Consider the following 12,403-nt stretch of genomic DNA (forward strand, 5'->3'; position numbering starts at 1 on the left):
CGCGCCGATCGCGATGGAGCAGGGCCTGCGCTTCGCCATCCGCGAAGGCGGCCGCACCGTCGGCGCCGGCGTCGTCTCCGAGATCATCGAGTAAGCGCAAGACCCGAGACGGCCCGAACGGGCCGGCGAGGCCCCCCGGAAACGGGGAAACAAGAACCGGTTCGACGAGGGGCGGGGACCCGCCCCTCCTCTCAACTGAAAAGGACAAGAGAATGGCACTGCAAAGCCAGAACATACGCATCCGCCTGAAGGCGTTCGATTACCGGGTGCTCGACGCCAGCACCCAGGAAATCGTCAACACCGCCAAGCGGACCGGCGCCCAGGTGCGCGGGCCGATCCCGCTGCCCAACAAGATCGAGAAGTTCACGGTGCTGCGCGGCCCGCATATCGACAAGAAGTCGCGCGACCAGTGGGAAATCCGCACGCATAAGCGCCTGCTGGACATCGTGGATCCGACGCCCCAGACGGTGGACGCGCTGATGAAGCTCGACCTCGCCGCCGGCGTCGACGTGCAGATCTCGGTTTAAGGGAGGGCATCGCACATGTTGCGCTCTGGAGTTATCGCAAGGAAGGTCGGGATGACCCGGATCTTCCAGGAAGACGGACGGCAGGTGCCGGTGACGGTCCTGCAGCTGGACACGCTGCAGGTCGTGGCCCAGCGCACGCTGGAACGCGACGGCTACGCCGCCGTCCAGCTCGGCGCGGGCACGGCCAAGGCCAAGCGGACCACGCAGGCGATGCGCGGCCATTTCGCCGCCGCCAAGGTCGCGCCGAAGCGGAAGATCGCGGAGTTCCGCGTGGCGCCGGAGAACCTGATCGAGGTGGGCGAGGAGATCACCGCCAACCACTACTTCGAGGGGCAGTTCGTCGACGTCTGCGGCACCTCGATCGGTAAGGGGTTCGCCGGCGGCATGAAGCGGCACAACTTCCGCGGCCTCGAGGCGACGCACGGCGTGTCGATCGCGCACCGCTCGCACGGCTCGACCGGTCAGTGTCAGGACCCCGGCCGCGTGTTCAAGGGCAAGAAGATGGCCGGTCACATGGGCGCCGCCCGCGTGACCACGCAGAACCTGCAGGTCGTCAAGACCGACGCCGACCGTGACCTGATCATGGTCAAGGGCGCCGTTCCCGGCCACAAGGGCGGCTGGGTCACCATCAAGGACGCGGTCAAGAAGCCGACGCCCGAGAACGTGATCTACCCCGCCGCGCTGAAATCCGCCGCGAAAGAGGCCGAGCGCCTGGCGCAGGAAGCCGCCGAGCAGGCCGCTGCCGAGGAGGCCGCGGAGGCCGAACGCCTGGCCGCCGAACAGGCCGCCCAGCAGGAAGCCGCGCTGAAGGAAGCCGAGGCCGAGATCGAGTCCGACAAGTCCGAGGGCGGCGGCGACGCCGGCTCGGAAGGAGGCGAAGAGAAATGAAGACGGACGCCATCAAACTGGACGGCGGCGCCGCGGGTTCGGTGGATCTCGACGACGAGATCTTCGGGCTCGAGCCGCGCGCCGACATCCTGCACCGCGTCGTGCGCTGGCAGCGCGCGAAGCAGCAGCAGGGCACGCACAAGGCCAAGACCCGGAGCGAGACCAGCTACTCGTCGAAGAAGATCTATCGCCAGAAGGGCACCGGCGGCGCCCGCCACGGCGACCGCAACGCGCCGATCTTCCGCAAGGGCGGTATCTACAAGGGCCCGGTCCCGCGCAGCCACGCGCACGAGCTGCCCAAGAAGTTCCGCAAGCTCGGCCTGAAGCACGCGCTGTCGGCGAAGGCCAAGGAAGGCGCGCTGGTCGTGCTGGACGAAGCCGCGGCCGAGGGCAAGACGGCGGCGCTGGCCAAGCAGGTCGCGAACCTGGGCTGGAAGCGCGCGCTGGTCATCGACGGGGCCGAGATCAACGAAGGCTTCGCCCGCGCCGCGGCGAACATCGAGGGGCTGGACGTGCTGCCCTCGGTGGGGGCGAACGTGTACGACATCCTGAAGCGTGACACGCTGGTGATCACCAAGGCGGGTGTCGAAGCTCTGGAGGCGCGACTGAAATGAACAAGGCAGAGCTTTACGACGTGATCCGCAAGCCGGTGATCACCGAAAAGGCGACCCTGGCGTCGGAACAGAACGCCGTGGTGTTCGAGGTGGCGATGGCCGCGACCAAGCCGCAGATCCGCGAAGCGATCGAGGGGCTGTTCAACGTCAAGGTGAAGGCGGTCAATACCACCATCACCAAGGGCAAGACCAAGCGCTTCCGCGGCCGCCCCGGCCGGCGCAAGGACACCAAGAAGGCCTATGTGACCCTCGAAGAGGGCAACACGATCGACGTGACCACCGGTCTCTGACCTAGGTTGGGCGAGGCCCGACCCCACGATATTCGGAAAGGCCCTCGCAGCGATGCGGGGGCCTTTGGCTTGCCGGAGGCATTTGAAAAGTACCAAGATCGGGTATATCTTCTTCTGAAGAGGTGCAGGATGGCGAAGAATACTTCCGTTACGCTAGGCGATCATTTCGCCGGTTTCATCGAGGGCCAGGTGCAGTCCGGTCGTTACGGTTCGGCGAGCGACGTCGTCCGCGCCGGCCTGAGACTTCTGGAAGAGCACGAGGCCCGGGCGGCGACGTTGCGAGACGCGCTGGTTGCGGGCGAGCGGTCGGGGCGGGCGGAGCCTTTCGATTTCGATGCGTTCAAGGCCCGGAAACGGCGTGAAGGGCACAAGTCGGAGACGTGAGCCGGGTCGCGTTCACACCCGCCGCGGCGGCGGATCTGAGCGATATCTGGGACCATACCGCCGCGACATGGGGAGTGGCCCAGGCGGAGCGGTATACCGACGGTATTCGGGATCTGTGCACCGACCTTGCAGAAGGGCGCAGAACCGGCCGGAGCGTGGAGGTGCGCGCGGGCTATCTGAAGTATCCGGTAGGGAGACACATTCTGTTCTACCGGGCAAACGAGGCCGGAATCGAGTTGGTCCGCATCCTGCATCAGAGGATGGATGTCGAGCGGCATCTTTGATGCGTCGGCCGCGTCCGCCACGCCCCGACCACTCCGCCACAACCGCTTGACCTGCCCCGCCCGCTCCATTACCAGAACCCATCCGCAAGGCCCCGGATTCGTCCGGGGCTTCGCATTTGTTCGCAAGAGCATCCCAACCGGGCACCTACGGGGGCCTATACCAAGACCCGACAGGGTCCAAACATCGCGGGGCGCAAAGCCTCGCATCGCTAGACGGAAGACAGAAAGCATGGCACTCAAGTCGTACAAGCCGACGACGCCGGGCCAGCGCGGGCTGGTGCTGATCGACCGTTCGGAGCTGTATAAAGGACGTCCCGTCAAGTCCCTCACCGAGGGCCTGACGAAGAAGGGCGGCCGGAACAACACCGGACGTATTACCCAGCGCCGCCGCGGCGGCGGGGCGAAGCGGCTCTACCGCGTCGTCGATTTCAAGCGCAACAAGCGTGACGTCGAGGGCGTGATCGTCCGAATCGAATACGACCCCAACCGCACCGCCTTCATCGCGCTCGTGCAATACACCGACGGCGAGCAGCGCTACATCCTGGCGCCGCAGCGCCTGGGCGTCGGCGACAAGGTGATCGCGTCGGACAAGGCCGACATCAAGCCGGGCAACGCGATGCCGTTCACCGGCATGCCGATCGGTACTATCGTCCACAACATCGAGCTGAAGCCGGGCAAGGGCGGCCAGCTGGCGCGCGCCGCCGGCACCTACGCCCAGTTCGTCGGCCGCGACGGCGGCTACGCGCAGATCCGCCTGTCCTCGGGCGAGCTGCGGATGGTCCGGCAGGAGTGCTATGCCACGGTCGGCGCCGTGTCGAACCCCGACAACTCGAACCAGAACTTCGGCAAGGCCGGCCGCTCGCGCCACTACGGCCGCCGTCCGTCGGTCCGCGGTGTCGTGATGAACCCGATCGACCACCCGCATGGCGGCGGCGAGGGCCGTACCTCGGGCGGCCGTCACCCGGTCACGCCCTGGGGCAAGCCCACCAAGGGTGCCAAGACGCGCTCGGCCAAGAAGGCGACGTCGAAGCTCATCATTCGCAGCCGTCACGCCAGGAAGAAGGGGCGCTAAGACATGGCACGTGCAGTTTGGAAAGGTCCCTTCGTCGACTCCTACGTCCTGAAAAAGGCCGAGAAGTCGCGCGAGTCGGGCCGCAACGAAGTCATCAAGATCTGGTCGCGCCGGTCGACCATCCTGCCGCAATTCGTCGGCCTCACCTTCGGGGTCTACAACGGCAAGAAACATGTCCCGGTGCTCGTCTCCGAGGACATGATCGGCCAGAAGTTCGGGGAATACTCGCCGACGCGCACCTATTACGGCCACATGGCCGACAAGAAAGCGAAAAGGAAGTAAGCCATGGGCAAGGATAAGAATCCCCGCCGCGTGGCGGACAACGAGGCGATGGCGAAGCTGCGCATGCTGCGCACCTCGCCGCAGAAGCTGAACCTGGTGGCGGCGCTGATCCGCGGCAAGAAGGTCGAGACGGCGCTGAACGACCTGACCTTCTCGCGCAAGCGGATCGCCGAGGACGTGAAGAAATGCCTTCAGTCCGCGATCGCCAACGCCGAGAACAACCACAACCTTGACGTCGACGAGCTGGTCGTCGCCGAGGCGTGGGTCGGCAAGAACCTGGTGATGAAGCGCGGCCGCCCGCGGGCGCGGGGCCGGTTCGGGCGCATCCACAAGCCGTTCTCGGAGCTCACCATCAAGGTCCGCCAAGTCGAGGAGACGGCGTAATGGGTCAGAAAGTCAATCCGATCGGCATGCGCCTGCAGGTGAACCGCACCTGGGACAGCCGCTGGTACGCCGACACCAAGGACTACGGCAACCTCCTGCTCGAGGACGTGGCGATCCGCCAGTTCATCGAGAAGGAATGCAAGCAGGCCGGCGTCAGCAAGGTGATCATCGAACGCCCCCACAAGAAGTGCCGTGTGACCATCCACACCGCGCGTCCGGGCGTGATCATTGGCAAGAAGGGCGCCGACATCGAGGTGCTCCGCCGCAAGCTGGCGAACATGACCGACAGCGAGCTGCACCTGAACATCGTCGAGGTCCGTAAGCCGGAGCTGGACGCGCGTCTCGTCGCCGAGTCGATCGCCCAGCAGCTGGAACGCCGGGTCAGCTTCCGCCGTGCCATGAAGCGGGCGGTGCAGAACTCGATGCGGATGGGCGCCCTGGGCATCCGGGTCAACGTCGCGGGCCGCCTCGGCGGCGCCGAGATCGCCCGGACCGAGTGGTACCGCGAAGGCCGCGTGCCGCTGCACACCCTGCGCGCCGACATCGACTATGCCACCGTCGAGGCGTCCACGCCCTACGGCATCATCGGCATCAAGGTCTGGATCTTCAAAGGCGAAATCATGGAGCACGATCCGTCGGCCCGTGACCGTCGCCAGCAGGAGCTCCAGGAAGGCCCCGCGCCCCGTGGCGCCGGCGGCGGCCGCCGGAACTGAGGAGTGATCTGAGATGCTGCAACCGAAGCGCACCAAGTTCCGCAAGATGCACAAGGGCCGGATCAAGGGCGAGGCGAAGGGCGGGTCCGACCTGAACTTCGGCTCCTACGGCCTGAAGGCGATCCAGCCCGAGCGCGTCACCGCGCGCCAGATCGAGGCCGCCCGCCGGGCCATGACGCGCCACATGAAGCGTCAGGGCCGGGTCTGGATCCGGATCTTCCCGGATACCCCGGTCACCTCCAAGCCCACCGAAGTCCGGATGGGCAAGGGCAAGGGCTCGGTCGATTTCTGGGCCGCCAAGGTCAAGCCTGGCCGCGTGATGTTCGAGATCGACGGCGTGTCGGAAGCCGTCGCGACCGAGGCCCTGCGCCTCGCCGCGATGAAGCTGCCGATCAAGTCGCGCATTGTGCACCGCGAAGACTGGTAACCGGCGCGCTTTTGCGCGCCGCGTGCGGCGAAAGCGAGTTGCGCCGCAACTTGCGGGCCGGCACCCGGTAGAGTTATGGCGAAAGGCGGGGGACACCCCGCCTTTTCCGTTTCCGCCCCCCGTCACGGACCCCCGACGATGCCCGACATCCGCTCCCTCTTCGCCACCCGCCTCTACCGCGCACGCCTGTCCGAAGACGGTAGCGTCGACCCGGCCGAGCTCGAAGCCTCCTGCTACGCCATTGCCGAGGATGACGAAGCCGGGCAGCGCTGGTGCGAGGAGAACGGCTATCCCGGCTACACCTCCTACGCCTCGCTGACCGATCTGCCCTGGCGGTTCCCGATCTTCGCCGACGTCGTGAAATGCCTCGACGCCCATGTCGCCGCCTTCGCCGACGACCTGTGCTTCGACCTGGGCGACAAGGAACTGCGGCTGGAGGATCTCTGGATCAACATCCTGCCCGAGGGCGGCAGCCACGGCAGCCACATCCACCCGCATTCGGTGATCTCCGGCACCACCTATGTCGCGATGCCCGAGGGCACCTCGGCGCTCAGGCTGGAGGATCCGCGGCTGCCGATGATGATGGCGGCGCCGACGCGGGTGAAGGGCGCCCCCGAGGATCTGAAGAGCTTCGTCTATGTCGCGCCGCGGGTGGGCGACGTGCTGCTCTGGGAAAGCTGGCTGCGCCACGAGGTGCCGATGAACATGGCCGAAGAGGACCGGATCAGCGTCAGCTTCAACTACGCCTGGGGCTGACGCGCGGCGGCCGCGCGCCTCCCCGCGACCCGGCGTCAGGTGAAGACGAGGCCGTTTTCTGGCTGAGCGCGGAGGACGATGTCGTCCTCCGTCACGCCGGTGGTCTCGCCCAGGCCAAGGACGATCTCGAGCCGGGCGCCTTCGTCGTTGTCGTCGCGGTAGTGCAGGATCATGTCCGTCTTGGCGGCGGTGCCCGCCTCGGGATCGGCGGGGGTTTCCCGCACCTCGATCTGTTCCAGTACGATGTCCTGGAACATGGACTCGTGCGAGAGGATCAGCTTGTCCTCGCCGGCCTCGAAGTCGAGCTGCGCGACCTGCGCGCGGTAGGTGTCTTCGTCGATCTTCTCGTAGAAGAAGTCCTCCCGGAGCTCGGGAAGTACGTTATCGACGGTCAGATCGAAGACATCGGCCCCTTCGCCACCGAGGATATCCGCATCACGGTCGGAAGCCGCACTGATGTCGCCGCGCAGCGTATCATCGCCTTCGCCACCCTGTATGCTGAGCGAGTAGCCGTCTCCGAAAAGGGTGTTCAGGTCGAAGGATATCCTGTCGTCACCTTCGCCGCCGTCGACCGCCATGTTGATGCCGCCTCTTACATTAATGAAGTCATCGCCCGCGCCGCCCAAGACGGGCAGGACGGCGCCGGGCCCGCCGTCGACAACCAGCTTATCGTTGCCGTCACCGCCGTCGATCGAGCCGCCATCTTCGTGGTGGGCTGTGATTCCCTCGCTGGCGAGGATCGTGTCGTCGCCCGCTCCGCCGGCGACGTCGATAGCGCTCGAATCCTCGCCCAGCTGGATGTAGTCGTTCCCGCCACGCGCATCGATGCTGACACGTGCCATCTGCCTTCGCCCGAAGAACTCGTCGTCATCCTCGGTACCGACAAAGTCGGTATCGGACTCGAGAATGAGAGACAGCCCGCTCTCGGGGTCCGGCTCCGGGTCCGGTGTTTCTTCTTCCTCGTCGTTTGAAGACCCTGTGTCGGTGACGAGAAAACCGGCGCCAACGGCCATCAACAGCAAAAGCAGCAACTCGAACATATCAACTTCCCCGAACCCTTTGTGGCAAAACTATGGCTAACGAATTAACTTGCCGAATGAAAAGTTTGCGACAATGCGTTTCCTCATTTGAAACGACTTCGCGTCGGGGCATGGCCCAAAGGGGGCCTTGTCGTGATCGCTTTGGCCTTCGGCCCGGCGCCGGGGAACGTTTCGCGGCCGGGCGGGTTGCCCTCCTGCAGACCGGCGAAAAAGGGGGCGCGCGTGACCGACCGGAGGGACTTGCCGAGACATACGGAATCGCCGCGGCTGCTCGTCGCCCTGTCGCTGATGGGGGTGGCCGGGGCCGTGGCGCTGATCGGCGGCACGATCGTGGCGCAGCAGTTCGTGCCGAACCACGACTGGATCGCCGACACGATCAGCGACCTTGCCGCCGGCCCCTGGGAGATCGTGATGGATGTCGCGCTCTACGGGTTCGCGGGCGGTATCATGGCCACGGCGCTGGCGGCGGCGCATGCGCATCTCGGGCGGGCGGACTGGTCCTTCGGCGTCCTGTCACTGGCGCTGCTGGCGGTGCTGGTGACGATCATCGCGGCCCGGAACGAATACGGCGACGGCGACAGCGAAGGGATCGAGGTGCACACCTATCTCGTCTACGCGCTCGCCGTCCTGTTCGCCGCGGCGCCCTTCCTGATGGCAAGGGGCGTCGGACGGGAAAGCCCGACGGCGCGGCGTATCCTGCTCGCGCTCGGCGCGGTCTGGGCGCTGTCAGCGCCGGTCTTCTACCTTCTGCCCAGCGATATCGACGGGCTCTACGAACGCGCGCTCGGCCTGATCGCCTGCGCCGTGCTGGCCGTGCTCTGGACCGTCTTCCTGCGGCGTGGGCGCCGGGGTCTGTGACCGGCGACCGCACCGGGGCCGGGCAGGGCGCACGAAAAGGCGCGGCACCGGAGTGCCGCGCCCGTCAGATCTCGCGATGGCGGACGGCTCAGTTCCAGAAGCCCTCGTCGACGCCTTCCATCGCCTCCAGCTCTTCCTCGCTGTGGCGCGTGACGTAGACGTAGTCGCGGTTGTCCACTGGCACCAGCTTCACGTCCTCGATGTTGATCATCACGTGCTTGTCGGCGATGTCCAGAAAGCCGCCGACCTCGGCGACGATGCCGATCAGCTGGCCATCCCTGGACAGGATCAGATCCTCGATCTCGCCGATCTCGTTCCAGTCGGCGCCGACCTCTTCATAGACCGTGTCGACGTCCCAGGCGGAGCCTTCGTCTTCGGCCTCGTTCATCGTGTAGACCTCGCCCCCGGTGATGTCGCGGGTGCGGATCATCTCCGCCTGATCCATGCTGTACAGGTCCATGGTCTCGGCGTTGCCGGCCATCTCGCCGGCCATGTCGCCATCTGTCTCATGGCTCGCGGCAAAGGCGCCGGCCGCGCCGATGGTCAGGGCAAGCGTGCTTGCGATAACCGTTTTCATGTCGTTATCCTCCGTTTCGGTACTGCCCCGCCAACACCCGGGACCACGCTTGGGTTCCCCGGCAATCCTGCGCAGGAACGGGGTTGCCAAACCCCTTCAATCGTCGTACACGCGCCCTTCATTCACGACCTCCACCGGAATCGGCGTGACCCGGTCCAATCACGGGGCGCTCCGGTGATGTTGAAAAAGGAAGACGACATGGCACTGGATGCCAACGAACTGCGTGACAAGACGCCCGACCAGCTGCGCGACCAGCTGGACGCGCTGAAGAAAGAGGCGTTCAACCTGCGTTTCCAGCAGGCGAGCGGCACGCTCGAGAACACCGCCCGCATGCGCACCGTCAAGCGCGATACCGCGCGCGTGCTCACCGTCCTGAACGAAAAGGCGGCCGCCGCCGCGACTGCGGAGGCGTAAGAACATGCCCAAGCGAATCCTGCAAGGCACCGTCACCTCGGACAAGAACGACCAGACCGTCACGGTCATGGTGGAGCGCCGCTTCACCCACCCGGTCCTGAAAAAGACCGTCCGGAAGTCCAAGAAATACCGGGCCCACGACCCGCAGAACACCTTCAAGGTCGGCGACAGCGTCCGCATCCAGGAATGCGGCCCGGTCTCGAAGTCGAAACGCTGGGAGGTTGTCGCAGGCTGAAGCGCGCCGCTCATCAGCCCCTCCGGGCCTTCTTCGCGAGAAGGGCCGAAGGACCGGCGAGCGTCCCGCCATACCGGCACAACACCCGGTTTGAACGAAACCCTGGGGGGTAGAACAAGACCAACCCCCATAGGTCGGGAGAAACCAAATGATCCAGATGCAGACCAATCTGGATGTGGCTGACAATTCCGGTGCCCGGAAGGTTCAGTGCATCAAGGTCCTGGGTGGTTCCAAGCGCAAATATGCGTCCGTCGGCGACATCATCGTCGTCTCGGTGAAGGAAGCCATCCCGCGCGGCCGCGTGAAGAAGGGCGACGTCCGCAAGGCCGTCGTCGTGCGCACCGCCAAGGAAGTCCGTCGCGACGACGGCACCGCCATCCGCTTCGACCGCAACGCCGCCGTCATCCTGAACAACGCGGGCGAGCCGATCGGCACCCGTATCTTCGGCCCGGTGGTGCGCGAGCTGCGCGCGAAGAACTTCATGAAGATCATCTCGCTCGCCCCGGAGGTGCTGTAAGATGGCCGCCAAGCTGAAAACCGGTGACAAGGTCGTCGTCCTGGCCGGCAAGGACAAGGGCAAGGAAGGCACGATCCAGTCCGTCGATCCCAAGGCCGGCAAGGCCGTGGTCGAGGGCATCAACATCGCCGTCCGCCACCAGCGCCAGACGCAACAGAGCCAGGGCGGCCGCCGGCCGCAGCCAATGCCGATCGACCTGTCGAACCTGGCCTTTATCGACTCCAACGGCAAACCCACCCGCGTCGGCTTCAAGACCGAAGACGGCAAGAAGGTGCGCTTCGCCAAGACCACGGGAGACGTGATCTGATGCTGGACGCTGCGAATTACACGCCCCGCCTGCGCGGGTTCTACCGCGAGACGGTGCGCGCCGCTCTGAAGGAAGAGTTCGGCTACAAGAACGACATGCAGATCCCGCGGCTCGACAAGATCGTGCTGAACATCGGCTGCGGCTCCGAGGCGGTGAAGGACTCCAAGAAGGCCAAGTCGGCCCAGGAGGATCTGACCGCGATCGCCGGCCAGCAGGCCGTCGTCACCAAGGCGAAGAAATCGATCGCCGGCTTCCGCGTGCGCGACGGCATGCCGCTGGGCGCCAAGGTGACCCTGCGTGGCGACCGGATGTACGAATTCCTCGACCGTCTGATCACCATCGCGCTGCCCCGCGTCCGCGACTTCCGCGGCGTGTCCGGCAAGTCGTTCGACGGCCGCGGCAACTACGCCACCGGCCTGAAGGAGCACATCGTGTTCCCCGAGATCGACTACGACAAGGTCGACGAGGTCTGGGGCCTCGACATCATCATCTGCACCACCGCGGACAACGACGCGGAAGCCAAGGCGCTGTTGAAGCATTTCAACATGCCGTTCAACAGCTGAGCCTCGGAGGAATTCATGGCCAAGAAAGCAATGATCGAACGCGAGAAGAAGCGCCAGAAGCTGGTGGAGCAGTATGCCGCCAAGCGCGCCGCGCTGAAGGAAATCGTGAACGACGAATCGAAGCCGATGGAAGAGCGCTTCCGCGCCTCCCTGAAGCTCGCCAAGCTGCCGCGGAACTCCTCGGCGACCCGTCTGCACAACCGGTGCCAGCTGACCGGCCGGCCGCATGCGTATTACCGCAAGCTCAAGGTCAGCCGGATCGCGCTGCGGGATCTGGGCGCGAACGGCCAGATCCCCGGCATGGTCAAGTCGAGCTGGTAAGGAGGACCATGGAATGAACGATCCTCTCGGAGATATGCTGACCCGGATCCGCAACGCCCAGCTGCGCGGCAAGTCGACCGTGCAGACGCCGGCGTCGAAGCTGCGGGCCTGGGTTCTGGATGTGCTGGCCGACGAAGGCTACATCCGCGGCTACGAATCCACGACCACCAAGGACGGCCATCCCGCCCTGGAGATCAGCCTGAAATACTACGAGGGCGCCCCCGTGATCCGCGAGCTGAACCGGGTGTCGAAGCCCGGCCGCCGCGTCTATATGGGCGCCAGGGACATTCCGCAGGTCCGCCAGGGCCTCGGCGTGTCGATTGTCTCGACGCCCAAGGGCGTCATGTCCGATGCAAACGCCCGCAGCCAGAACGTCGGCGGCGAGGTGCTTTGCAAGGTCTTCTAAGGAGGTCACGATGTCTCGTATTGGGAAAAGACCGGTCGAGCTGCCCTCCGGGGTCGAGGCGAACGTCGCCGGCCAGACCATCGACGTGAAGGGGCCGAAGGGCACCCGCAGCTTCACTGCCACCGACGACGTCACCATCGCGGTCGAGGACAACAGCGTCACCGTCACCCCGCGCGGCAACTCCAAGCGGGCGCGGCAGCAGTGGGGCATGTCCCGCACCCAGGTCGCGAACCTGGTGCAGGGGGTGACCGAGGGCTTCAAGAAGGAGCTGGAGATCAGCGGCGTCGGCTATCGCGCGCAGATGCAGGGCACCACGCTGAAGCTGAACCTTGGCCTGAGCCACGAGGTGAACTTCGAGGCGCCCGAGGGCATCACCATCACCGCGCCGAAGCCGACCGAGATCACCGTCGAGGGCAACGACCAGCAGCTCGTCGGCGAAACGGCCGCGAAGATCCGCGAATGGCGTCCGCCGGAGCCGTACAAGGGCAAGGGCATCAAGTACAAAGGCGAATTCATCTTCCGCAAGGAAGGCAAGAAGAAGTAA

General features: G+C 65.5%; 24 protein-coding genes. 22 read left to right on the forward strand and 2 right to left on the reverse strand.

The window, feature by feature from the left end; genetic code table 11:
* The 13 genes from P1J78_RS15675 to P1J78_RS15735 form a co-directional block, all read left to right on the forward strand.
* On the forward strand, nt 1–94 hold a 94-nt coding region (locus P1J78_RS15675; protein WP_275568360.1), incomplete at its 5' end, for an EF-Tu C-terminal domain-related protein.
* A gap of 124 nt (nt 95–218) precedes the next feature.
* Nucleotides 219–527, forward strand: a complete 309-nt coding sequence (rpsJ, locus tag P1J78_RS15680) for a 30S ribosomal protein S10 (protein ID WP_275568361.1) — start codon at nt 219–221, stop codon at nt 525–527.
* A gap of 15 nt (nt 528–542) precedes the next feature.
* The gene (gene rplC, locus P1J78_RS15685; RefSeq protein ID WP_275568316.1) at nt 543–1,415 is read left to right on the forward strand and encodes a 50S ribosomal protein L3; all 873 of its coding nucleotides are present in this window, start codon (nt 543–545) and stop codon (nt 1,413–1,415) included.
* A complete protein-coding gene (rplD, locus tag P1J78_RS15690) occupies nt 1,412–2,029 on the forward strand; it encodes a 50S ribosomal protein L4 (RefSeq protein WP_275568317.1) in 618 nt (205 codons plus the stop codon). Before rplC ends, rplD begins: the two co-directional genes overlap by 4 nt.
* Nucleotides 2,026–2,319 carry a 50S ribosomal protein L23 gene (locus P1J78_RS15695; protein WP_275568318.1) on the forward strand — a complete coding sequence of 98 codons (294 nt, stop codon included), beginning with the start codon at nt 2,026–2,028 and terminating at the stop codon, nt 2,317–2,319. Before rplD ends, P1J78_RS15695 begins: the two co-directional genes overlap by 4 nt.
* 129 nt (nt 2,320–2,448) lie before the next feature.
* Nucleotides 2,449–2,703, forward strand: coding sequence for a type II toxin-antitoxin system ParD family antitoxin (locus P1J78_RS15700; RefSeq protein ID WP_275568319.1), 255 nt, complete (start codon nt 2,449–2,451; stop codon nt 2,701–2,703).
* Nucleotides 2,700–2,987 carry a type II toxin-antitoxin system RelE/ParE family toxin gene (locus tag P1J78_RS15705; protein WP_275568320.1) on the forward strand — a complete coding sequence of 96 codons (288 nt, stop codon included), beginning with the start codon at nt 2,700–2,702 and terminating at the stop codon, nt 2,985–2,987. Before P1J78_RS15700 ends, P1J78_RS15705 begins: the two co-directional genes overlap by 4 nt.
* A 229-nt stretch (nt 2,988–3,216) precedes the next feature.
* A complete protein-coding gene (rplB, locus tag P1J78_RS15710; RefSeq protein WP_275568321.1) occupies nt 3,217–4,059 on the forward strand; it encodes a 50S ribosomal protein L2 in 843 nt (280 codons plus the stop codon).
* Nucleotides 4,060–4,062: 3 nt separating this feature from the next.
* Nucleotides 4,063–4,341 carry a 30S ribosomal protein S19 gene (rpsS, locus tag P1J78_RS15715; protein WP_275568322.1) on the forward strand — a complete coding sequence of 93 codons (279 nt, stop codon included), beginning with the start codon at nt 4,063–4,065 and terminating at the stop codon, nt 4,339–4,341.
* A gap of 3 nt (nt 4,342–4,344) precedes the next feature.
* A complete protein-coding gene (rplV, locus tag P1J78_RS15720) occupies nt 4,345–4,725 on the forward strand; it encodes a 50S ribosomal protein L22 (RefSeq protein ID WP_275568323.1) in 381 nt (126 codons plus the stop codon).
* On the forward strand, nt 4,725–5,438 hold the full coding sequence (gene rpsC, locus P1J78_RS15725; protein ID WP_275568324.1) for a 30S ribosomal protein S3: 714 nt from the start codon (nt 4,725–4,727) through the stop codon (nt 5,436–5,438). The genes rplV and rpsC overlap by 1 nt, the downstream gene beginning before the upstream one ends.
* Nucleotides 5,439–5,451: 13 nt before the next feature.
* The gene (rplP, locus tag P1J78_RS15730) at nt 5,452–5,865 is read left to right on the forward strand and encodes a 50S ribosomal protein L16 (RefSeq protein WP_275568325.1); all 414 of its coding nucleotides are present in this window, start codon (nt 5,452–5,454) and stop codon (nt 5,863–5,865) included.
* Nucleotides 5,866–6,003: 138 nt separating this feature from the next.
* Complete coding sequence (locus P1J78_RS15735; protein ID WP_275568326.1) at nt 6,004–6,621, forward strand: 2OG-Fe(II) oxygenase family protein; 618 nt, start codon at nt 6,004–6,006, stop codon at nt 6,619–6,621.
* 35 nt (nt 6,622–6,656) lie between these two features.
* Here the strand turns inward: P1J78_RS15735 and P1J78_RS15740 are convergent, their stop codons facing one another.
* Nucleotides 6,657–7,661 (reverse strand): hypothetical protein, encoded by a 1,005-nt coding sequence (locus P1J78_RS15740; protein WP_275568327.1) that lies wholly within the window; start codon nt 7,659–7,661, stop codon nt 6,657–6,659.
* Nucleotides 7,662–7,883: 222 nt separating this feature from the next.
* Between P1J78_RS15740 and P1J78_RS15745 the strand changes: the two genes are divergently transcribed.
* Entirely contained in the window at nt 7,884–8,519 is a 636-nt protein-coding gene (locus tag P1J78_RS15745; protein WP_275568328.1) for a DUF998 domain-containing protein, read from the forward strand.
* A gap of 88 nt (nt 8,520–8,607) precedes the next feature.
* On the opposite strand, the gene P1J78_RS15750 is transcribed toward P1J78_RS15745, so the two are convergent.
* Nucleotides 8,608–9,096 carry a PRC-barrel domain-containing protein gene (locus tag P1J78_RS15750; protein WP_275568329.1) on the reverse strand — a complete coding sequence of 163 codons (489 nt, stop codon included), beginning with the start codon at nt 9,094–9,096 and terminating at the stop codon, nt 8,608–8,610.
* Between the two features lie 204 nt (nt 9,097–9,300).
* On the opposite strand from P1J78_RS15750, the gene rpmC reads away from it, so the two are divergent.
* From rpmC to rplF, 8 genes are all read left to right on the forward strand, one after another.
* The gene (gene rpmC, locus P1J78_RS15755; protein WP_275568362.1) at nt 9,301–9,510 is read left to right on the forward strand and encodes a 50S ribosomal protein L29; all 210 of its coding nucleotides are present in this window, start codon (nt 9,301–9,303) and stop codon (nt 9,508–9,510) included.
* A 4-nt stretch (nt 9,511–9,514) separates the two neighbouring features.
* The gene (rpsQ, locus tag P1J78_RS15760; RefSeq protein ID WP_275568330.1) at nt 9,515–9,745 is read left to right on the forward strand and encodes a 30S ribosomal protein S17; all 231 of its coding nucleotides are present in this window, start codon (nt 9,515–9,517) and stop codon (nt 9,743–9,745) included.
* 148 nt (nt 9,746–9,893) lie between these two features.
* Nucleotides 9,894–10,262 (forward strand): 50S ribosomal protein L14, encoded by a 369-nt coding sequence (gene rplN / locus P1J78_RS15765; RefSeq protein WP_275568331.1) that lies wholly within the window; start codon nt 9,894–9,896, stop codon nt 10,260–10,262.
* A gap of 1 nt (nt 10,263) precedes the next feature.
* Nucleotides 10,264–10,569, forward strand: a complete 306-nt coding sequence (rplX, locus tag P1J78_RS15770) for a 50S ribosomal protein L24 (RefSeq protein WP_275568332.1) — start codon at nt 10,264–10,266, stop codon at nt 10,567–10,569.
* Entirely contained in the window at nt 10,569–11,132 is a 564-nt protein-coding gene (rplE, locus tag P1J78_RS15775; RefSeq protein WP_275568333.1) for a 50S ribosomal protein L5, read from the forward strand. Before rplX ends, rplE begins: the two co-directional genes overlap by 1 nt.
* Nucleotides 11,133–11,147: 15 nt before the next feature.
* Nucleotides 11,148–11,453, forward strand: a complete 306-nt coding sequence (gene rpsN / locus P1J78_RS15780) for a 30S ribosomal protein S14 (protein ID WP_275568334.1) — start codon at nt 11,148–11,150, stop codon at nt 11,451–11,453.
* 13 nt (nt 11,454–11,466) lie between these two features.
* Complete coding sequence (gene rpsH, locus P1J78_RS15785) at nt 11,467–11,859, forward strand: 30S ribosomal protein S8 (RefSeq protein ID WP_275568335.1); 393 nt, start codon at nt 11,467–11,469, stop codon at nt 11,857–11,859.
* Nucleotides 11,860–11,869: 10 nt separating this feature from the next.
* A complete protein-coding gene (gene rplF, locus P1J78_RS15790; RefSeq protein WP_275568336.1) occupies nt 11,870–12,403 on the forward strand; it encodes a 50S ribosomal protein L6 in 534 nt (177 codons plus the stop codon).

Source organism: Psychromarinibacter sediminicola (assembly GCF_029168335.1).
GTDB classification, from domain to species: Bacteria; Pseudomonadota; Alphaproteobacteria; order Rhodobacterales; family Rhodobacteraceae; genus Psychromarinibacter; species Psychromarinibacter sediminicola.

Coding starts and splice junctions, on each gene's coding strand:
- P1J78_RS15695 (WP_275568318.1), top strand. CDS start 2,026: ATGAACAAGGCAGAGCTTTACGACGTGATCCGCAAGCCGGTGATCACC.
- rplF (WP_275568336.1), top strand. CDS start 11,870: ATGTCTCGTATTGGGAAAAGACCGGTCGAGCTGCCCTCCGGGGTCGAG.
- rplX (WP_275568332.1), top strand. CDS start 10,264: ATGGCCGCCAAGCTGAAAACCGGTGACAAGGTCGTCGTCCTGGCCGGC.
- rpsH (WP_275568335.1), top strand. CDS start 11,467: ATGAACGATCCTCTCGGAGATATGCTGACCCGGATCCGCAACGCCCAG.
- rpsC (WP_275568324.1), top strand. CDS start 4,725: ATGGGTCAGAAAGTCAATCCGATCGGCATGCGCCTGCAGGTGAACCGC.
- rplC (WP_275568316.1), top strand. CDS start 543: ATGTTGCGCTCTGGAGTTATCGCAAGGAAGGTCGGGATGACCCGGATC.
- P1J78_RS15735 (WP_275568326.1), top strand. CDS start 6,004: ATGCCCGACATCCGCTCCCTCTTCGCCACCCGCCTCTACCGCGCACGC.
- rpsN (WP_275568334.1), top strand. CDS start 11,148: ATGGCCAAGAAAGCAATGATCGAACGCGAGAAGAAGCGCCAGAAGCTG.
- rplE (WP_275568333.1), top strand. CDS start 10,569: ATGCTGGACGCTGCGAATTACACGCCCCGCCTGCGCGGGTTCTACCGC.
- rpsS (WP_275568322.1), top strand. CDS start 4,063: ATGGCACGTGCAGTTTGGAAAGGTCCCTTCGTCGACTCCTACGTCCTG.
- P1J78_RS15740 (WP_275568327.1), bottom strand. CDS start 7,661: ATGTTCGAGTTGCTGCTTTTGCTGTTGATGGCCGTTGGCGCCGGTTTT.
- rplD (WP_275568317.1), top strand. CDS start 1,412: ATGAAGACGGACGCCATCAAACTGGACGGCGGCGCCGCGGGTTCGGTG.
- rplV (WP_275568323.1), top strand. CDS start 4,345: ATGGGCAAGGATAAGAATCCCCGCCGCGTGGCGGACAACGAGGCGATG.
- P1J78_RS15750 (WP_275568329.1), bottom strand. CDS start 9,096: ATGAAAACGGTTATCGCAAGCACGCTTGCCCTGACCATCGGCGCGGCC.
- rplB (WP_275568321.1), top strand. CDS start 3,217: ATGGCACTCAAGTCGTACAAGCCGACGACGCCGGGCCAGCGCGGGCTG.
- rplP (WP_275568325.1), top strand. CDS start 5,452: ATGCTGCAACCGAAGCGCACCAAGTTCCGCAAGATGCACAAGGGCCGG.
- rplN (WP_275568331.1), top strand. CDS start 9,894: ATGATCCAGATGCAGACCAATCTGGATGTGGCTGACAATTCCGGTGCC.
- rpsQ (WP_275568330.1), top strand. CDS start 9,515: ATGCCCAAGCGAATCCTGCAAGGCACCGTCACCTCGGACAAGAACGAC.
- P1J78_RS15700 (WP_275568319.1), top strand. CDS start 2,449: ATGGCGAAGAATACTTCCGTTACGCTAGGCGATCATTTCGCCGGTTTC.